The sequence below is a fragment of the Candidatus Binatia bacterium genome (genome assembly GCA_036504975.1).
GTDB lineage: Bacteria > Desulfobacterota > Binatia > UBA9968 > UBA9968 > JAJPJQ01.
The window spans coordinates 13,220-33,139 of record DASXUF010000061.1 but is presented as its reverse complement, the minus strand read 5'-3'; the positions used below and the strand labels follow the sequence as shown (position 1 = coordinate 33,139).

Genomic DNA, 19,920 nt, shown 5'->3' with positions numbered 1-19,920 from the left:
ATCATCTCGTCAAACTCGTCGCCGAATTCTTCGCCGGTTTCTTCGCCCATGGTTTTCCCCATCTCTTTGGCCCAGCTCGCCATGGCCTTGGGGTCGTCCATGTCGCCGAGCTTGCTCGGGTCGGCGAGGTTTTCCAGCGAGGCTTCCTTGGATCGCACCCGCGCGACGCGCGAGATGAGCTTGCGGAGTTTCTTGCCGCCGCAGCGCGTGCACTCCGGCTCGCCGGAATCGGCCACTACTCCGACCAGAAAAGAGAAAGGTTTTTTGCAGGCCAGGCAAAGATATTCGTAAATCGGCATGTTCAATCCTTTCGGTGCTCGTCCAATAACTCTGCAACGGTTTCCACAACGTCGTGCACGTCGTTCTCATTCATTGTGGGAAAGAGCGGCAAGGAAAGAATCCGTTCCGAAGCTTTCGCTGCGTTCGGACAATCGCCGGGGCAGTACCCCCACCTCTCCTTATAATAAGGTTGCAGGTGGACTGCGGGAAAATGGACTCCGGTGCCGATGTTCCGCTCCTTGAGAATTTCCAAGAACCGGTCCCGGCCGATCGTCAACCGCTCTAGCTCCAACTGGACGACAAAAATGTGCCACGCGTGCTCGTGCGCATACGAAACCAAACCGAGAGGCTCGATCCCGTCGATTTTTTCGAACCGCCGGCGGTAGAGGTTGGCCAAAAGCGCTCGCCGCTCGATGAAGCTTTCGAGCTTCGCCATCTGGTGAATGCCGATCGCGGCTTGGATGTCCATCATCGTGTACTTGAGGCCCGGCGTCTCCACCGCGTAGAGGGGAGACTTGCCGCCCGCCTGGCGCTCCCAGGCGCTCGTCCGGATGCCGTGGAATCTCAGCAGCCGCATTCGGTCGGCCAATTCGGCTTCGCGCGTCACGATCATTCCACCCTCGCCCGTCGTGATGGCTTTGATCGGGTGGAAGCTGTAAACCGTTGCGTCTCCGATTGTGCCGATCTTTTGTCCGCGGTACTCGGTGCCGAGCGCGTGGGCCGCGTCTTCGATGACTCGAAGATTATTGCGCCGCGCGATCTCCAGCAACTCGTTCATCGCGCACGGCTGGCCGGCGAAGTGGACCGGCATGATCGCTTTGGTTTTGCCGTTTATCGCTCGCTCGACGGCGTTTACATCGATGTTCAGAGTGTCGGCTTCGGAGTCCACCAGAACAGGCCGCGCGCCGGAGAAAACGATCGCGTTGGCGGTGGCGGCAAAAGTCATCGACGAGGTGATGACCTCGTCGCCGGGACCGATGCCTGCGGCCAGCAGCGCAATGTGGAGTCCGGCGGTCCCGGAGGAAACCGCGACGGCTTCGGGCATGCCGAGATAGTCCCGAAAGCTCTGCTCGAAACGCTCGACCCTGGGACCCGTCGTGATCCAACCCGAGCGCAGCGTTTCTACGACTTCGCTTATTTCCTCTTCGCCGATCGTCGGCCGCGACAGCGGCAGAAACTCTTTGCGCGTCGAACTCATGCTTTTACCTTTTTATTTTTCCTGACAGGCCACCCAGCCGCTGCGGCCCGGAAGATTTCCCCGTCTTATAGATCGTTTTGTAATCGATGCGGCGCGCGAGACGAAATTCGTCGCGACGTCGCGGAGCAGCACCGTCTCCACGCCCCGGCGGCGGATCTCCTTCAGGAAATCTTCGAACATCGAAAGATAAGGACGCCCTTCGACTTCCGCGTGAATCGTATGCACGTTCAAACTATCTTTGAGCAAAGAGAGAAGAACCTCGTTGGCACGCCGCTCGCGGCCTATCAATTCGTCGAGCGTCGGGAGGGTTGTCGGAAACTGCAGCGTTTTGAAGACTCGGCCATCGTGGACCGGAAAAAAAGGCGAGCTTCCGCGCACGTCGCTCGCGTAAAAGAAATTCAGCCGGTCTTGAATCATGAGGCTCTCCGGCGTGCAGCGCCAACCCGGCGCCGCCGTGCATAGAGGGCGCACGCCGAGAACGTTTTCGTACGCGCTCATACTCTTCTTAAGCTCCGCCTCGATCTCCGCCTCATTCATCTTTTCCAGGTGATCCTGCCAGCGCACATGATCGTAGCCGTGAATTCCCAACTCGTGGCCGTCCGCCACGATCGCGCGAAGAATATCCGGATTCTCCGCTCCTATCGGCTTCGACGGCAACAAGGTGCCCGACAGCAGAGTTTTGATGCCATAGAGGCGGAGCGGATTGGTGCGAAGCATCTTGAGCAGAAACGACGGCCGCCAGATCCTCCGTATCGCGCGGCCCGAATGATCCGGGCCGAAGCTCACGAAAAAGCTGGCCCTGATTCCATGGCGCCGCAACAATTCCAGCAGCCGCGGCACTCCCTCCCGGAGCCCGATCCGCGTATCGACGTCGATCTTGATGGCAAGCTGCATCGGCGAAAATATACACCGAATTCCGGCTGTTGTCGCGGCATCGATCAGGACGGGCAGCTTGCGAGCATCGTACAGAGATCAGACTACGATCAGCTCGTTACTCAGGCGGTTCTCTCAGAGAGCGCAGCAGGACGGGGCGGTACAAGCTAAAGTAAAGAGGTTAGTGCAAATTGTTTAGATATCCTGAGACTGTTGAAAAAGTCCTACTCGTGCTTCGACAAGCTCAGCACGAACGGAAATTACTCAACGATTCCAATACTAGGTCCGTTCGCCCTGAGACTCTCGAAGGGTGAACGGGGGTTTTTCAACAGTCTGTCCTTGTCTGACCCCAAGTACTGCTCCCATGCAGCACGTCCGTCATGCCCTTTACTCAGGGCACCGGTTTTGGATCGTGCTGTCGATGCCAAGCAATAAGCTTATCTGAAAGATAATCAGGTCCCCTGAACTGTACATCAAAGTTCTTTACTTTGTAGGCCTCGATAATAGCTGCTTTTTGATTGATGGATAAAAAGTCCTCATGGTACAGTAAAACACGCCCCGAGAAAGTTAGCTCTTCAAGTCTCGTGCTTTCATCTCTGTAACCAGCCTGCACCTTTACGCGCTTGGATAAGCTAGTGTCGTGTCCTTCACGGCCTCCGTAAGTCTCAGACACGACTCATAGGTTTTCGGAGAAGACACAATGTAGTACCCCACGAATAGCGTCTTGGCTGGAAAATCTGCATAGACCTGACCCCTGATTGGTAAAACTTCGCCATTTTTCCACTGAATACCAATACGACCGTCGTCGCTAAATTTCATAACGTTTGGAAAGTCGCTCTTGAACAGATCGCTCAACGACGGCGGCATTGAAGGCTTACCTGATTTCGATTTAGCTAACGGAATAGCAGGTTGAAGCCATGACCCCGTAAATGCCAATGCACTGCCCAAAAGTAGCCACACTCCAAGCAACATGTGCCAATCGCTAAATACACCAGACCTATAAATTCCGAAGCATCCGACTATCCAAGCCAGTACTAAGAAAATATAGGACGCATTCATGCTTAACTTTCCGCTGAGTGCGATGCTCGCGAGGAAAAGCCCAATGAACCCCCAAAAAAGCTGGCTGTCCATTGCGGCACTAAAGAAATTGTACACCTTGCTCATTCAACGTCACGAGTTTGTATACGCACTTGCGTGCAGCTTAGGCGATAGTAAGCTTCAAACGTAAGCTTCCCCGTCATAGGACAGTTCTAAAGTAGAATTGCCAGCGTTTAAACCGATCTCTCTCTACACCGTAAATCACTCATCCCCTTCTCAGATTCTCCCGCTTCTCAGAATATCGTGACGCTCAACACCGGGTGAGCAATTGGAAATCTGGCGGATCAACACTCCCTACTCCCGTACCTCATCGGGCAACGATCGGCCGCCGATCTGGCTCGGCTGAAAGCTCTTGGATGCTTTCTTTCCGACCGGGTAAAAATACTCGTACGTGCCGCCGGCGATTTTTTTGTTGATCTGTGTCTGAAATTTCCACGGATTTTTCGCGTACTCCTGATAGTTCCCCGGCGCATTGATTCCGGGCAGGTGACGCACCCAGTCCTGACTCAATACCTCGTTCGGATCACCATACCGCGAGGCCAGCGCCGTGATCTCCGGTGAATCCAGCGCCGTGATCCGTCCCCGGTCGATCAGCGTGAGCCAGGTATTCTTGGTGCCGCGCACGCGCGCGCGGTAGGTGATCATCGTGTTATGAATGTGCCAACCATGCTCGTTGGGAAGGCCCGTCTTCTGCTCGAAGTCGATCGCTTCCTTGGGCTTCGTGGGACCTTCCGGACTCTCGACAACCTGCTGGCCGAAGCCGAAATGGATGACTCCCGCAACGTTCCGCTCCGAGCGGTTTCTGCCGATGACCGCATTCTCCTGCGGCTCCTGATAAAATTTCGGGTTGGTCCCGAGGCCGGCCTCGCGCGCCCACCAGTAGCCCGGCTCGCTGCGGAAAGGCCAAACCGCCTCGTGAATCCCCGGAATCTTCATCGCCTCGCGCCAGATGTCGCCGAAGTATCCGCCCCCTTTCACCTCGCGAACGTAGCCGTCCTTGATGTGGACTTCGATGCGCGGGTAAAAGCCGTGGTGGTTCGTCGTCCCGGCGATCACGCCGTTCACCTTGCTCAAGAAGTGCGGGATGTACTGCTTCGTCAAGGCCGGATAATCGACGATGGAGAAGGGGTGACGTCCCGTCGCCGACCCAGGCAGCATATAGAGATGGCCTTGCTGATAAGCGGACTTACCCCAGGCGTCCGCCATTTTTTCATCCAGATCCAAAGTGATATTTGTTCCCTCGGGATCGGTGACGTGAATCCGATCCAGCCACGCGATCGGCTCGATGACGCGCTCTTCGGCCAACCGCCAGATGTCGCCCGGAAACTGCGGCGCCCTGGTCATGAGTTCGTAGCGATTGTCGAAAATAAAGTTACCGCGGAATTTGTCGCGGTATTTTCCTAAGCGCCGCGCGTGATTTTGCCGGCCGCCTCGGCCGTAAAAAACCACGTCGATCTCCGGATGTTTCTCGATATAAGCCGCCACGGCGCTGCCGAGACGATTGCCGCCAAGCTTCTCTGCCTTTTCAGCCAGCTCTTTGGGCAGATCGGGGAATAATTTCGCGGCCACTTCGGGATGGTGCTTCTTAAACCAGTTGATGCCCCACTCGCCCGCCTGTCCGGCTTCGAAGTAGCCGAAGCCGTACTCTTTAGTGATCGGCATCCTCCCTTTTGCGCCGTGGATCGCCCGCGCCTCATCACGGCTGACCCCGGCAAGCTCACTCTCGAACATAACCTGCGCCTGGATACCCCTCTCGGCAAAGGCGCGTTTGATCGCCTCCATAATGATCGGCTCCCCGAGGTGGTCGGCGGCGAGCAGGAGCGCCGTCTGCCCCTTCTCCGCCAGGCCGAGCGGCGTTCTCCCGCCGACCTGGCGCACGGCGGCACGGGCGTACGGCATGACCTCTTCGACATTCTTGGGAGCCTTGAGGTAAGAAGGAAATCGTGGCGCAGGGTACTTCTTTTTATCCTCTGAAGAGAGCTGAAATGGCATTAGAAAAAGCAGCGCGGCGGCGAAAACAACGAGCCAGCGTTTCATAGAGCCTCCTTCGGTTTTCACGACCAAAAAGGCGAAGAGTTTCTCAACACTCCACTACAATGTCCGGGTAGGTTTGCGCAAGAGTGTTTGGCGCGCGCCGGTTTTCGGCGAGAGTTAGTCTCTCTTTGACTTCACTCCTCCAATGCTTTACAGTCGGAAAACTTCCGATGACCCTTCCAAAAAACCTCACACCCGCGTTCCGGCACGATTAGATGGACTTTCTCTGGGACCTGTTCCATAAAATCTACGACGTCGAGACGCTCGTTCGGGTGGGCGGTCTCGCGGCGATCACGATCATCGTCTTCACTGAGACCGGCCTTTTGATCGGCTTTTTTCTTCCCGGTGATTCCCTTCTCGTCACCGCGGGGGTCTTCGCCGCGCGCGGCGATCTGAATATCGTGACGCTCAACATCGTTCTCAGCATTGCCGCCATTACCGGCGACGCGGTCGGTTACACCATCGGCGCGAAAACCGGGCCCAAGATCTTCACGCGCGAAGACTCGCTTTTCTTTCGCCGCAAGCACGTCCTCACCGCCAAGGAGTTCTACGAGAAGTACGGCGGCTTTACCATCGTCATCGCCCGCTTCGTCCCGATCATTCGCACCTTCGCTCCGGTCGTCGCGGGCGTCGCGGGCATGAAGTACCGCCGCTTCGCCATGTACAATATCGTCGGCGCGATCTTTTGGGTCATGAGCACGACCCTGGCAGGCTACTTCCTCGGCAAATGGGTCGAAAATATCGACGAGCATCTCCACATGATCATCGCGATCGTGATATTCGTGTCGCTGCTTCCGGCGATCATCAAGTTCGCCCAGGAAAAGTGGAAGTCGCGCAAATAGTCACTGGAACCGCCCGGAGAGGGAGAAAACTTGGAAAACTGGGTCGTCGCCGTCATCCTGGGCATCGTCGAAGGGCTCACCGAATTCATTCCGGTCTCCTCCACCGGCCATCTGATCGTCGCGGGCGCGCTGCTTGGATTCGTGGGCGAGAAAGCCTCCACGTTCGAAGTCGCCATCCAGCTAGGCGCGATTCTCTCCGTCGTGGTGCTCTACCGCGAACGTTTCATGCGTCTGATCCCCGGAAACCATGATCCGTTTTCTCCGCAGGGATCGGCGCTCGACGGCTGGCCGGGGCTATATCGAATCGGTCTCGCGACCTTGCCGGCGCTCGTCGCGGGATTTCTCGCCCGCAACGTCATCAAGCAGTATCTTTTCACGCCCGACTCCGTCGCGCTGGCGCTGCTCGTCGGAGGAATCGGCATCTTGCTTACGGAGCATCTTGTCCGGCGCCGCCCGACGGCGCCTCTGGACACGCTCTCGCTCGGCCAGGCCCTCGGCATCGGCCTTTTCCAGACCCTGGCCCTCTGGCCGGGAACGTCGCGCTCGGCCGCCACCATCATCGGCGGAATAGTCCTGGGGCTCGACCGCAAAGGCGCCGCCGAGTTCTCGTTTTTGATCGCCGTGCCGATCATGATGGCCGCGACGGGCTACGACCTTTTGAAGATGAGGGAGACGTTGAGCACAACCGAGGCCGGCCAGCTCGCGCTCGGCTTCGTCGTCGCGTTCGTCGTTGCGCTGCTTACAATCCGCTGGTTCATTCGCCTTCTGAATCGCTGGAGCTTAATCCCTTTCGCCTGGTATCGAATCGTCGTCGCGCCGATTTTCTATTTCATTACACGCGGCTGATTGGTGACCACGACGTTATAATCGTTCTTCGCGACCAGATGAACGTTCGGCCCGCCGCGGCCAAGTAACCGGTCGTAATTCTCCCGGTCGGTGACCGCGTACATCCTGGCGCGGCCATTCCATCGCCGCCAGAATTCCGCATCGTCGATCATCCAGCCGCTCACGTCCTCCGCGCGGATGCCGAAATCGAGCTCGCCCCTCCATTCGACCACCGTCACCAACCGCCCGAGATAAACCGGAAGGTCCTGATAGTAAGCGCGGTACGTGGCGACCTCGTCTGCCAGTTGGAGCTGCGGCTTCAACGCCAACGCCAGATTTTTTAACGAACGGCGGTCGTCCAATAGCGGGAAGCCGCTATCCACAACCACCAACAACAAGCCGATCGTCGCCGCCGACACTGGAAATACCGCGCGCAGGCCGCGCCGCCGCGCCCAGACGAGAGCCGCCGCGCCGCAAAGAAGGAGCGCGGTTTGCGCATACAAGTACGGCCTCATTGGCTCCAGATCGGGATACGAGGTCAGCTTCGTCGAAGGGATCGTCGTATCGTCGCTGGGAGCCTCGAGGCTCGGCCAGTTGGAATATCGTTCCAGACCGTGCTGCAAACCCCCGAACCCCAAGACCCCCAGCAAGATCATGGCGATAGTTGCCGCCCAGACACCGGACCTGAACCCCGGCGCCGCCTTGGTGTTCCACCACGAGGAGAAAGTTCGCCCGATAAGTAGCGCGAGCGGCGGAAAGGCCGGCAAAATATACGTGAACAACTGCGAACCCGAAGCCGAGAAGAACAGAAATATCAGCACCGGCCACAGGCAGAGAAACAGCTCCTCTTTATGATTGCGGCGCTGATCCCAGGAGAAATCCACGCTGTTCTTGAAGCTTTGAATAAGGAACGCGAACCACGGAAAAAACCCGATCAGCAGCACCGGAAGATACGCCCATGCTTCGTGGAGCGGCGTTTGATTCTCCGCGAGGAAACGCCGCAAGTGTTCATGAATGAAGTAAAACCGGACAAACTCCGGATTGGCGCGTGACACCATGACGTGCCACGGCGCGGCGATTGCGGCAAAGAGGAAAATTCCCGACGGGAGATAGATCGTCTTGAGGAGCTTCCCTTCACCAACGAGCGCGATCCATGAGCCGATCACCAGAGCGGGAAGAACAATGCCGACTAGGCCCTTGGTCAAAGTCGCCAAAGCGACGCAGATGTAAAAAGACCACAGGAGAAAGCGCCGCGAACGCCCCGGCGGCGTCTTGACGCCGATAAGAAACGCGAACAACGCGCAGGTGAGAAAAAACGACAGAGCCATGTCCACCGTGATGACGCGGCCCATCGCGTAATACAAAGGACTCGACGCCAGAATCACGGCCGCGATCCAACCCGCTCTGCGGCCGAGCAATTCCCTGCCGGCCGCGTAGACCGCGAGGCAGCCGAGCACGGCGAAGAGCGCGGCCCATAATCTGAGCGACCACTCCTTCAAACCAAAGAGCTTGATGGAAGAAGCCTGGAGCCAATAGAAGAGCGGCGGCTTCTCGAAATATTTGACGCCGTTAAGCCGCGGCGTCAGATAATCGCCGGTCGCGACCATCTCGCGCGGGATTTCCGAGTAGCGTCCCTCGACCGGAGACCACAGCGCGCGTCCGCCGAGATTGAAGCCGAAGAATATGACGAGCAGGGAAATGACTAAAAGTATATCGCTTCCCCAACCGCCACGCCGCAACACGAAGCTATCCCAGCCTCTCGCCGATCCGGAATTCCCACCGCCCGGCGAAGAGATCCGCGGACAGCTCCTCTTCCCCTTCGAGCTGAAGGCGCTTCAGCAGCAGGCGGCCCGCGCCGGCCGCTACCCGAACGCCTGTTCCCTCTTCGATCGAGAGAATCGTTCCCGGCGCTTCGCCTCTCGACTCGGCGCCGTCGGCGACCGCCCACCATACGAAGAGTTTTCTTTCGCGAGCAAAAGTGAACGCCCCCGGATATGGATGCGTGACCGCGCGCACGAGATTGTAAATGACGGCGGCAGGCTTGTTCCAATCGATTTTACCGTCTTCCGGATGCCGCGCGCCGAATTTCGTGGCGAACCGCGCATCCTGCGGAATCCTCGGCGCATCGCCCGCTTGGATCGCGGTGTAAATTTCTTCCATTAGCTCTCTCGCGGCTCGCGTGAGCTTGCGATAGAGCGTCAAAGCCGTGTCCAGTTGACCGATCGCCACCCGCCTCTGCGCGACGATGTCGCCGGCGTCGGCCTTCTCGACCATATGGTGAAGCGTAACGCCGGTCTCCGTCTCGCCGTTGACGAGCGCCCAGTTCACCGGCGCGCGCCCGCGATAGCGCGGCAGCAGCGAGCCGTGGAGATTCATGGCGCCGCGCCGCGGAATCGCCAGAAGCTCATTCGACAGGAGCTGCCGGTAGTAAAATGAAAATATGATTTCCGGATCGGCTTTGCGGATCCGCTCGATGAAATCGGGCGTGTTGGGATTTTTCGGCGTGTAAACGGGCAAGCCGTGCCGGCGCCCGAGATCGGCCACCGAGCGAAACCAGATCTCTTCGTTCGGATCGTCTTCGTGCGTCACGACCGCAACGATCTCTTCTTTTACTTGAATGAGAAAGTCGAGACACTCGAAACCGATATCGTGATAGGCGAAGACAACGAGTTTCATGATGGCATGCTGAGACTCTTCACTTCGTTCAGAGTGACAGAATGCGGGAATGAGAAATGCGTCCCACGATGTCATTCTGAGCGCAGCGAAGAATCTCGATTTTATCTTGGTAATTCTTCACAATCCTGGTTGACAAAGCCCCTCCTCCGCTATACGAACCTGGTCTTACAAACCCCGATGGCACTCGACGCCGAAATTTATTCTTACGTCTCGCGCGAACTGCAAATCCCATTTCTAAAAATGGCCGGCCGCTTGGCCGCCGGGCTGGAAGCCGGCGACCAGCTTGCCACATTTTGCATTTTGTTTATCATGGCGGGCTATTTGTGGCAAAAACCCCGCTTAGTGAAAACATTCACAGGAGGCCTGTTCGCGCTCGGCGCGGGCGGCATCGCCGTGCAGGCGTTGAAGCACCTTATCGGACGCGCCCGTCCGTCGAAAGGCCTCGGCGATTTTTATTTCATCGGCCCGCACCTTTGGCCCTCGGGCTTCGACGCCTTTCCCTCCGGCCACACGACCGCACTGTTCGCCTTGCTCGCTTTTTTTTGCCGCTACTATCCGCATTGGACCATTCCGTTATATAGCGCCGGATTTTTGCTCGCGCTTCTCGGACGGGTGATCACGGGACAGCACTTTTTCACCGACGTGATCGGCGGGGCGATCCTGGGATCGGCCGTGGGAATCGTCGTGGCGGGCGGCGTTCGCCGCGCGGTGGAATCGAGCTTCGCTCCGGCGATAGATCCATCGCCTCCTGAAGAAACGAAGATCGCCAAGCCCGCCCCAAGGGCGGCAAGGGGGGCTCCGTTGTTCACGGAGACGGCGATCGTCGTCGTCTTTTCTTCCGCGGCGCTGCTGACCGCCGGCCGCGCTGAACTTTTTTCCAACTTACAACCGGCGCTTTACGGAATTCTATCTGCCATGGCAACTTATTTTTTAGCCCGCGAGCTTTGCGGCAAGGACATGGCGCTCTATAGCGCAATCATTGTTTCCAGCTCGTTCCTTTTCGTCAGCGTCTCTCGTCTGCTTCCTTCGGATGCCGCCTGGATTCTCTTTACCGTACTCGCTTTCCTGGCCTATGTGTATTCGGCCAAGCGCGGCCCGACGTCGAACCTTTTGCTGGTCATGTCCTATGCCGCTCTCGGTCTCGGGTTTCTCGCGAAAGGTCCGATCGCTCTATTTCCCGTCTTGGTATTCTTGATCCATGAACAGCTTCAGGAAAACTCGCTCGTAGGCTTCTTGTCTCGAAGCGCGCTGCGCCATGGTTTGCTTTTAGCGTTCACGCTAGCGGTTTTCGCTTTCTGGCTCTCCCCCGGCATGCCGGTTCGCGAGGCCGAGCACGCATTTTTCTTCGACGACGCGGCCGCGCGTACCGGTCTTACGCGGCATGCCGGGAAAGTCATCTACTATCTGCCGGTGCTCGCGCTCGCCCTTTTTCCCTGGACATTCTTCGCGATCTCCTACTTTGTCAAGGAAGGAAGGCGTTGGCTCCGAGAGACGACGATCGATCTGCATTCCCGGCTGCTTCTTCTCTGGGCTGCCGTCGTCATTGCTTTGTTCCCTTTCGTTGCTGCCAAGTTTCCCCACACCATCGTCCTCGCGCTGCCGCCGCTGTCCTGCCTCCTGGCGCGCTTCATCAAGCGCGAGATATCTCCGGGCGCTCTGAAATTTTCGCTCCTGGCGACGATCGCCGCCGCCGCCGGGCTCTCAATCGGCGCCGTCGTCGTTCCTATCGGGCGGCCCGAATATTCAACGCTCAAGCTCGCCGTGCCCTTCGTTCTTTTGACTTTTTTCCTCGTGACGGCCTGGATATTGAAGAACAGAGAACGCTCTGAAGCCATGTTCGCCGCGATCTGCCTCGGCGCCCTCGGCTTTTATATGACTGCGACTTTGATAGCGCCTTAGCCCCGAATCGTCGCGCGCCAAGCCCGCTACGCTGCTAGTCGAGAATCTCTTTGACCACGTACTTGGGGCGGCGCCGGACTTCCATATAGATGCGCCCGACGTACTCTCCGACCAGACCCAGGGCGAGGATCTGCAGGCCGATGAAGAAGAAAAGAACGGCGAACAACATCAAGACCCCCATGCCTTCGGCGCCGACGATTATAATGCTCGCGCCCAGAAACAGCGCGAGTGCGAGGCCGAAAAAAGCGATCAGGATTCCCGCCAGCCCCGCCATCTGAATCGGCAGGAGAGAAAAACCCGTAAGGAGATCGAAGGTCAAGCGCAGAAGGCGGAGCGGCGTGTAGCGCGATTTTCCCGATCGCCTGAGGGAATGGGCGATCGGAATCTCGGCGACCGAGCCGGCGAAGGAATTCGCCAGAGCCGGGATAAACGTCGAAATCTCCGGGCACTCGCAGATTCGCTCGACGATGCCCCGCCGATACGCGCGGAGCATGCAGCCGTAGTCTTTCATCTCGACTCCGACCGTGCGCGAAACCAGCCGGTTGATCAAAAACGAAAACACACGTCGCAACATCGGGTCCCGGCGCTCTTCCCGCCGTCCCCCGACCACATCGTATCCTTCGTCGATTTTCTCAAGCAGCTTGGGAATCTCCTCGGGCGGGTTCTGAAGATCGCCGTCTAAGGTAACGACGACCTCGCCGCGCGCACGCTCGAAGCCGGCGAGGACCGCCGCGTGCTGTCCGTAGTTGCGATTGAAGATGACGGCTTTGATCTCCGGAGCGCGGGCGTGGATCCGCCTGAGAATGTCCGCGGTCCCGTCGGCGCTGCCGTCGTCCACGTAGACGATCTCGAAAGACTTGCCCAAAGATTGGAGCGTCGCCGAGAGCCGCGAGTGAAGCGCCTCGACGTTCGCCGATTCGTTAAAAAGCGGGATGACGATCGAAAGTTCGGGGCGTTCGCTCGTGCCGCTCATGCGTCGGTGTCCGGAGGTGCGAGATGGTAGCGATTGTGGTAAAATTCCTAACATGCGCGCGCCGAATCTTCAAACGACTGCGTCTCCCGGCGTTCGCGGAGGACTTCCGTCGCACAAGAGAATAATTTGCGTCGCGGCGAAAAATGAATTTTCTTGACTTTGGCTCAAAATAACGGTTCAATAGTCCCCGTTGGGGCTCTCTGAAGTTTTCCGCCTCCGCTTCGTCAAACCGTCGAGAGCCCCCGCAGGTTGACCGGGACCCTTAGGGAAAGGAGGTAGCGTGCAGGCCCTAAAGAGCTTCTGGTTGATGTTCGGTACGGATCCTCCTCTTCTCTGTCCGCTTCCTTCTTTACAGTCAGTCCTTCACACAGAACTACGCTCGCGGCGGCCTGGGCGCGATTATCATGGCTAAGAGGACTACGCATCGCCTGTCCCGAACCGGCCCGTTTATACTTCAGAATGCATTTCCAGAGTTTTCGTGTCAGGATCCATTCCGAAAGGAGGAATCGCCGGAATGAATCAGCAAGGGGAATTTGAATCGCTCATCCGCAAAGACCGCGACTCGGCGCAGGCCAAAGCCTGGAAGGGCAATCTTCTGGGCTATCTCGAAAAGGTAAAAGAAAATCCGGGGAACACCAAGCTCGCTCACGCGCGCATGTACGACATCATCACCAAGCCCGGCGTACGGGACATTCAAGAATCGGACGACCAGCGCATCAAGCGGCTGTACAAGGACGAGTCGGTCAAAGTCTACAACTTCTTCTCCGATGAATTCTTCGGCATCGAGAAGACGATCGCGCAGATCGTGCGCTACTTTCACGCCGCGTCGCTCAAGGGCGAAGAGAGCCGGCAGGTCCTCTACCTGATGGGTCCCGTCGGATCGGGCAAAAGCTCTCTGGTCGAAAAGCTCCATCGCGGCCTGGAAGAGAGCGACCCCTGCTACGCGATCGAAGGCTGCCCGATGTTCGAGGAGCCGCTGCACCTGATCCCGCGCCACCTGCGCAAGGAATTCGAAAAGATGCTCGGCGTTCACGTCGAAGGCGATCTCTGTCCGGTCTGCCGCTTCCGGCTCAAAGAAGAGTTCAGCGGACGCTACGAAGAATTTCCCGTCTGCACGATCGAGTTTTCCAAGCGGGCGCGCGTCGGCATCGGCGTGGTCCCGCCGGTCGATCCCAACAACCAGGACACCTCCGTGCTGATCGGCAGCGAAGACATCTCCAAGCTCGATCTCTACTCCGAGGGCGACCCGCGGGTCCTCGAGCTGAACGGCGCGCTCAACATCGGCAACCGCGGCATCGTGGAATTCATCGAGGTCTTCAAGAACGAGATCGAATACCTGCACTGCATGATCACCGCGACCCAGGAGAAGGTCATCCCGGCGCCCGGGCGGCACGGACTCGTCTACGTGGACGCGGTCATCGTCGCCCACTCCAACGAAGCCGAGTGGCAAAAGTTCAAGGCGGACCACACCAACGAAGCGATCCTCGACCGCATCGTCGTGGTCAAGGTGCCGTACAATCTCCGCCTCTCCGAAGAAGTCAAGATTTATCAAAAGATCATTCGCCACTCGGACTTTCACGCCCACGTGTCGCCGCACACGCTGGACATCGCATCGATGTTCGCCATTCTCTCCCGTCTCGAGCCGACGAACAAATGCGATCTGATGACCAAGCTCAAGCTCTACAACGGCGAAGAGGTCGTGGAAAAAGGCCGGACGAAAAAAGTCGACGTCGACGAGCTGCGCGAGGCGGCCAAGCGCGAGGGCATGAACGGCATCTCGACCCGTTTCATCATGAAGGCGCTCGACAACGCCCTCTCGGACAACACCGCGGGCAATTGCATCAACCCGATCAACGTCCGCGAGGCGCTCATCAACATGGTAAAGGAAGCGGATCTCCCCGACGACGCGCGCAAGCAATATCTGGAATTCCTGCAAGACACGTTGCACAAGGAATATCTCGAGCTGCTCGAAAAAGAGATCACCCGCGCCTTCGTCTACTCGTACCAGGAGCAGGCGGAATCGCTGTTCCAGAATTATCTAGACCACGCCGAGGCCTACGTGAACAAGAGCAAAGTGAAGGACCGGAACACCAAGGAAGAGCTCTCGCCCGACGAGAGCTTCATGAAATCGATCGAGGAGCAGATCGCGATCATCGGCTCGGCGGCGGACGGCTTTCGCCAGGAAGTGATCGCCTATCTCTGGGCCGCGAACCGGAGAGGCGAAAAAATCGATTACGGCAGCTACGAGCCGCTGAAAGAGGCGATCGAAAAAAAGCTTATGACTTCGGTCAGAGATTTGAGCCGCATCATCACCAAGGCGAGAACGCGCGACGAGGAGCAGAGCGACAAGTACAACGCGATGGTCAAGAACCTCCTCGACAACGGCTACTGCCCGAGCTGCGTGGACGTGGTCTTGAAATACGCGGCCAATAATCTATGGAAAGACTGAAGCCCGTAAGGGGTAACGCGTGAGGGGTTAGGCGATCCTCACCCCCCTCACCCCTTACGCCTAACCCCTCACGGAAATGGACACCATCTTTCGCTCCTACGATCCCGCCTCGGCGCAGCGCAGCGATCGCTCGGCCGGAGACCGGTTGCGCCATCGGGAAAAAGTCCACGAGGCGATCCGCCACAACATCGCCGACATCATCGCCGAGGAATCGATCATCGGCAAAGACCGCGACCGGGTCATCAAGGTGCCGATCCGCGGCGTCAAAGAGTACCGCTTCGTCTACGGCGAGAACGTCCCGGGAGTCGGCCAGGGCGGTCCGGGAACCCAGCCGGGACAGGTGATCGGCAAAGGCGAAGCCGACGGCGATGCACAGCAGGCCGGCGACCGCCCCGGCATCGATTATTACGAAACGGACGTCTCGCTGGAAGAATTGATCGACATGATGTTCGAGGATCTCGAGCTGCCGAACCTCGAGCGAAAACATCTGCGGCAAATCGAGGTCGAGCAGCTCTTCCGCCGCAAGGGATACCGCAAAAAGGGCATCCGCATCCGCCTCGACAAGCGGCGCACGGCGATTTCGCGAGTGAAGCGCAAGAAGGCCGTCCAACGCGCCGACGCCTTCGCCCTCCGCCCGCAGCGCTTCCCGTTTCACAACGACGACCTCATCTACCGGCACACCGTCACCGAGATCCGGCGCGAATCGAACGCCGTCGTCGTATGCATCATGGACACCTCCGGCTCGATGGACACGATGAAGCGATACCTCGCTCGGAGCTTCTTCTTTCTCCTTTATCGCTTCGTCTGCACCAAATATCAGAACGTCGAGATCGTCTTCGTCGCGCATCACACCGAGGCGACCGAGGTCAGCGAGGACGAGTTTTTCCACAAGGGAGAGTCCGGCGGAACTTTCATTTCCTCCGGATACCGGAAAGCCTTGGAGATCATCGACCGGCGCTACCACCCGTCGCTCTGGAACGTCTATGTTTTTCACTGCTCCGACGGCGACAACTTCGAATCGGATAATCCCGCCGCCCTCCAGGCGGCGAAAGAGCTCGCCGAGGTCGCCAATCTCTTCGGCTACGGCGAGATCAAGCCGCTCGGCTCGGGCTATTACGGCAGCAGCATGATCCAGTTCTTCTCCCAGCTCGAGGCGGAAAACTTTCAGACGGTCCAGATCCAGCGCAAAGAAGATATCTGGCCCTCCTTCAAGGGCTTTCTCTCCCGCGAGCGCGCACGGGAAGACGCCGCCTAGAGCGCCCCGCACCATGCCGGCCTCCTTCACCCTCGAAGAATTAGCCTCGTGGAACGAGCGGATCTTCGCCGTCGCGCGTGAAGTCGGCCTCGAGCCGTACCCGCAGGAATTCGAGGTCTGCGACCACGAGCAGATGCTGGCTTACATGGTCTATTCCGGCATGCCCTCCCACTATCCCCACTGGTCCTACGGCAAGAGCTTCGAGAAGCTCAAGACCCTCTACGACTACGGCGTCACCGGGCTGCCTTACGAAATGGTGATCAACTCGAATCCCTCGATCGCCTATCTGATGCGCGACAATTCGCTGCTCCTTCAGGTGCTCACGATCGCCCACGTTTACGGCCACAGCGATTTCTTCAAGAACAATTTCACTTTCAAGTCGACGCGCGCCGAGTATACCGTCGAGACGTTCAAGGCGCACGCGAACCGAGTCCGCATGTACATCGAGGATCCCAGCATCGGCCTGGAAAAGGTCGAGCGGATTCTCGACGCCGCCCATGCCCTCTCACTGCAATGCCGGCGCAATCTGGCCATCCGCAAGCAGACTCAAGAAGAAGAGCTGGAGCGGCGCCTGGAGGAGTCCAAGCCGTCGGCCGACCCGTTCCGGGCCATCCACCGGCGCAAGGAGTACGTCGCGCCGGATTTGAACCGGGTACCGCTCTATCCCGAAGAGGATCTCCTGCTTTTCATCCGCGACCACAACCAGCACTTCAGCGACTGGGAAAAGGACCTGCTCACGATCGTGCACGAGGAGGCGCAGTATTTCATCCCGCAGATGGAGACCAAGATCATGAACGAAGGGTGGGCGAGTTTCTGGCACAAGCGCATTCTCGACACGCTCGAGCTGCCGCAAGGGATGCAAATCGAGTTCATGGTGCGCCACAATCAGGTCTTAAGCCCCGCCCGCGGCGCCATCAATCCGTACCATCTGGGAATCAAAGTCTGGGAAGACATCGAGCACCGCTGGGACCATCCGACGCCGGACGACGAACGGGAATTCGGCCCGAGAACGAAAACAGGAAGAGAGAAGATCTTCGAGGTCCGCGAGGTCGAGAGGGACGCGTCCTTTTTACGGCGCTACCTGACCGAAGAGCTGATCCGCGAGCTCAATTTATTCGAGTATCAGAGCCGCGGCGGCGATCAGGTCGTCTCGCGCGTCGCCGACGACGACAACTGGCGCGCCATCAAGGAGACGCTCATCCGCAACGTCGGCACAGGCACCGTGCCGGTGATCAAAGTTGAAAATGCGGACTACAACAACAACCGCGTGCTTTTTCTCCAGCACCATCACGACGGACGCGATCTGCACCTGGAGTACGCGGAAAAAACGCTTCAATACCTCCACCATCTTTGGGGCAGAGACGTGGTCATGGGAACCGAGATCAACGGCAAAAAATCCCTGCTCTCCTTTTCCGAAGGCAAGCTCTCGATCAAACCGCTTCATTGATCCCGCCGCCGGATTGACTTATAAAGGTCCTTCTAAAAGGACCCGTATGCCCGCCCCAGACGAAATCGATCGGATTCAATCGTGCATCCAGAACCGCCTCGGTCTCAAGGCCTTGGGAACGAAGCGGTTCGCCGCGGTCATCGGCGATGCTCCGTCGCGCTACAGCAAAAGCCCGGCGATGTGGAACGCCGCGTTCGACGCGCTCGGGATCAAGGCCGTCTACCTGCCGCTCGACGTGGACGATAGCCGGCTGGCAGCGCTTCTCGCAGCGATCAAAGAATCGGACCGTTGGCTGGGCCTGAACGTCACCGTGCCGCACAAGCTCGCGGTCATGAAACACCTCGACTCGATCGACGGGAAGGCGGCGGGAATCGGCGCGGTGAATACGATCGTGCGGACGGACGACGGCCGGCTCGTAGGAGCGAATACGGACGGAGAGGGCTTCATGCAGAGCTTGCCGACCGTCCAACCCGGCTCGGCCGCGCCGTTTCTCGCATCTCTCGACGGAATCAGCGTGATGATTCTCGGCGCCGGCGGCTCCGCCCGAGCGGTCGCTTTCGCCCTGGCGGAGAAGAGGGAGCGCGGTCAAATATATGTCGCGAACCGCACGCATCAGAGCGCCGTTTCGCTCGCCGGAGAAATCGGCAAGAGCTTCGGCGGCGTCACCGCCATCCGTGAAGAAGAGGTTCCCGAATACGCCCGGCGCGTGGGGCTGATCGTCAATTGCACCACTAAAGGGCAGGGCGGAATCCGGAAAAACGCCGGGGGCGCTACGGTTCTTGAGCCCTATTCCGCGCTGGCGCCGGCCCATCCAACCGGCGTTCCGCAACCGTCGGACGGCGAGCTTGAATTGTACCGAGCGTGCCTGAGCGCTTCCCTGCCCGACATCGAGGCGAACAACAACGCCTCGTGGAACCTCGCGCTTTCCATTCCCTCCGGCGCGGGGTTTTACGACCTGGTTTATCATCCGGCGGAAACCGTATTCCTGCGCCATGGACGAGTGAGCGGTCACCGCACGCTCAACGGACAGGGAATCATCGTGGCTCAGGCGGTCGAGGGGTTCTTCAACCATGTCTGCCGGCGCGTGCTCGAAGGAGCCGGTCTTTACACGGAGAAGACGCGCCGGCGGATCCTGGAGGTCATGACACAAGCCTGGTGAAAGCCAGGCAAAGATTGGGGGAGACGGAATTTTTAAGCGCGGGCGCGAACCTGTTTCCCGGGCTGTATGTAGAGCAGAACGCAACCGGCGATGGAAAGAACCAGACTGAACCACTGCGCCTCGCTCAAGCCCAAGGCTAACGGCGGATTCACGCGCCAGAACTCCACCGTAAAACGCGCCACTCCGCTGAGAATGAGATAAAGCCAAAAAATCGTTCCGGCCGGGTAGTCTTTTTTTCTGATCGACCACAAAATAACGAAAATCACGAGCGACTGTAAGAACTCGTAAATCGGCGTCGGGTGAACCCTCGTGCCGGGCGGATAAGGAACACCGGTCAGAGGGTGGACCCAGCCGATGATCGCGTTGGTGTAGGCGACTCCCCAGGGCACGGTCGTTTCGATTCCCCAATCGCCGTCGCCCGACACATGGCAGCCGATCCGGCCGATCCCATACGCTATCGCCAGCGCGGGGGCGCAAATGTCCGCGGCCTTGAGCCACGGAATGCCTTCGCGCCGCACCACCCAGGTGGCCGCCAACACTCCGCCGATCACGCCGCCGTACCATGTAAAGCCCGCGCCGCTGAAAATGAAGTCCCACGGATGCCGGACGAAGCTGCTCCACTCCTCGAGAATGAATAAAACTCTCGCTCCGAGGAGACCGCCGACCGCGCCGGCGAAAACGATCGTGGACGAGATCTCCGGATTGTAGCCGTAACGCTTTAATTCGAGCCAGACGAGCAACCCCCCTACCACCGCAGCTAGGGCCATCAGCGCGCCGAAACTATAGACCGTGAACGGACCTATCTGAAAAAGAACGGGAAGCATCGAATCAATTCCTCGAGTTACGGTCAGGTTATCAGAAAGGTCGAGCAAATTCATCCTCGCTGCATCGCAGGCGTGTGTCTTTATTGTTT

16 protein-coding genes are annotated in these 19,920 nt (G+C 58.4%); 7 read left to right on the top strand and 9 right to left on the bottom strand.

Annotated elements, in window-relative coordinates; translation table 11 throughout:
• From VGL70_08030 to VGL70_08010, 5 genes are all read right to left on the bottom strand, one after another.
• Nucleotides 1-299, bottom strand: a 299-nt coding sequence (locus VGL70_08030) for a zinc ribbon domain-containing protein (protein HEY3303467.1), incomplete at its 3' end; no start/stop codon positions are given.
• Nucleotides 300-301: 2 nt separating this feature from the next.
• Nucleotides 302-1,477 carry a DegT/DnrJ/EryC1/StrS family aminotransferase gene (locus VGL70_08025; protein HEY3303466.1) on the bottom strand — a complete coding sequence of 392 codons (1,176 nt, stop codon included), beginning with the start codon at nt 1,475-1,477 and terminating at the stop codon, nt 302-304.
• Between the two features lie 12 nt (nt 1,478-1,489).
• Nucleotides 1,490-2,371: a polysaccharide deacetylase family protein gene (locus VGL70_08020; GenBank protein HEY3303465.1), complete on the bottom strand. Its 882-nt coding sequence runs from the start codon at nt 2,369-2,371 to the stop codon at nt 1,490-1,492.
• Between the two features lie 594 nt (nt 2,372-2,965).
• Complete coding sequence (locus VGL70_08015; protein ID HEY3303464.1) at nt 2,966-3,514, bottom strand: hypothetical protein; 549 nt, start codon at nt 3,512-3,514, stop codon at nt 2,966-2,968.
• A 228-nt stretch (nt 3,515-3,742) separates the two neighbouring features.
• Nucleotides 3,743-5,485, bottom strand: a complete 1,743-nt coding sequence (locus VGL70_08010; protein HEY3303463.1) for a hypothetical protein — start codon at nt 5,483-5,485, stop codon at nt 3,743-3,745.
• Between the two features lie 212 nt (nt 5,486-5,697).
• On the opposite strand from VGL70_08010, the gene VGL70_08005 reads away from it, so the two are divergent.
• Both VGL70_08005 and VGL70_08000 read left to right on the top strand, forming a co-directional pair.
• Nucleotides 5,698-6,324 (top strand): VTT domain-containing protein, encoded by a 627-nt coding sequence (locus VGL70_08005; GenBank protein ID HEY3303462.1) that lies wholly within the window; start codon nt 5,698-5,700, stop codon nt 6,322-6,324.
• A gap of 30 nt (nt 6,325-6,354) precedes the next feature.
• A complete protein-coding gene (locus tag VGL70_08000) occupies nt 6,355-7,170 on the top strand; it encodes an undecaprenyl-diphosphate phosphatase (GenBank protein ID HEY3303461.1) in 816 nt (271 codons plus the stop codon).
• Here the strand turns inward: VGL70_08000 and VGL70_07995 are convergent.
• Nucleotides 7,149-8,891, bottom strand: coding sequence for a glycosyltransferase family 39 protein (locus VGL70_07995; GenBank protein ID HEY3303460.1), 1,743 nt, complete (start codon nt 8,889-8,891; stop codon nt 7,149-7,151). The two genes, VGL70_08000 and VGL70_07995, sit on opposite strands and share 22 nt — an antisense overlap.
• Nucleotides 8,892-8,895: 4 nt before the next feature.
• Nucleotides 8,896-9,825 (bottom strand): formyltransferase, encoded by a 930-nt coding sequence (locus VGL70_07990; GenBank protein ID HEY3303459.1) that lies wholly within the window; start codon nt 9,823-9,825, stop codon nt 8,896-8,898.
• 177 nt (nt 9,826-10,002) lie between these two features.
• On the opposite strand from VGL70_07990, the gene VGL70_07985 reads away from it, so the two are divergent.
• Nucleotides 10,003-11,724 (top strand): phosphatase PAP2 family protein, encoded by a 1,722-nt coding sequence (locus VGL70_07985; GenBank protein HEY3303458.1) that lies wholly within the window; start codon nt 10,003-10,005, stop codon nt 11,722-11,724.
• A 34-nt stretch (nt 11,725-11,758) separates the two neighbouring features.
• Here VGL70_07985 and VGL70_07980 read toward each other — a convergent pair whose 3' ends face one another.
• A complete protein-coding gene (locus VGL70_07980) occupies nt 11,759-12,697 on the bottom strand; it encodes a glycosyltransferase (GenBank protein HEY3303457.1) in 939 nt (312 codons plus the stop codon).
• 514 nt (nt 12,698-13,211) lie between these two features.
• Here VGL70_07980 and VGL70_07975 point away from each other — a divergent pair.
• The 4 genes from VGL70_07975 to VGL70_07960 all read left to right on the top strand — a co-directional run bounded on the left by VGL70_07975 (nt 13,212) and on the right by VGL70_07960 (nt 19,007).
• The gene (locus tag VGL70_07975) at nt 13,212-15,146 is read left to right on the top strand and encodes a serine protein kinase (GenBank protein ID HEY3303456.1); all 1,935 of its coding nucleotides are present in this window, start codon (nt 13,212-13,214) and stop codon (nt 15,144-15,146) included.
• Between the two features lie 76 nt (nt 15,147-15,222).
• Nucleotides 15,223-16,401, top strand: a complete 1,179-nt coding sequence (yhbH, locus tag VGL70_07970) for a sporulation protein YhbH (protein HEY3303455.1) — start codon at nt 15,223-15,225, stop codon at nt 16,399-16,401.
• Between the two features lie 13 nt (nt 16,402-16,414).
• Nucleotides 16,415-17,848: a SpoVR family protein gene (locus VGL70_07965; GenBank protein ID HEY3303454.1), complete on the top strand. Its 1,434-nt coding sequence runs from the start codon at nt 16,415-16,417 to the stop codon at nt 17,846-17,848.
• A 46-nt stretch (nt 17,849-17,894) separates the two neighbouring features.
• A complete protein-coding gene (locus VGL70_07960) occupies nt 17,895-19,007 on the top strand; it encodes a shikimate dehydrogenase (protein HEY3303453.1) in 1,113 nt (370 codons plus the stop codon).
• Nucleotides 19,008-19,039: 32 nt separating this feature from the next.
• Here VGL70_07960 and VGL70_07955 read toward each other — a convergent pair whose 3' ends face one another.
• Nucleotides 19,040-19,831, bottom strand: coding sequence for a prolipoprotein diacylglyceryl transferase (locus VGL70_07955; protein HEY3303452.1), 792 nt, complete (start codon nt 19,829-19,831; stop codon nt 19,040-19,042).
• Nucleotides 19,832-19,920: the final 89 nt, after the last annotated feature.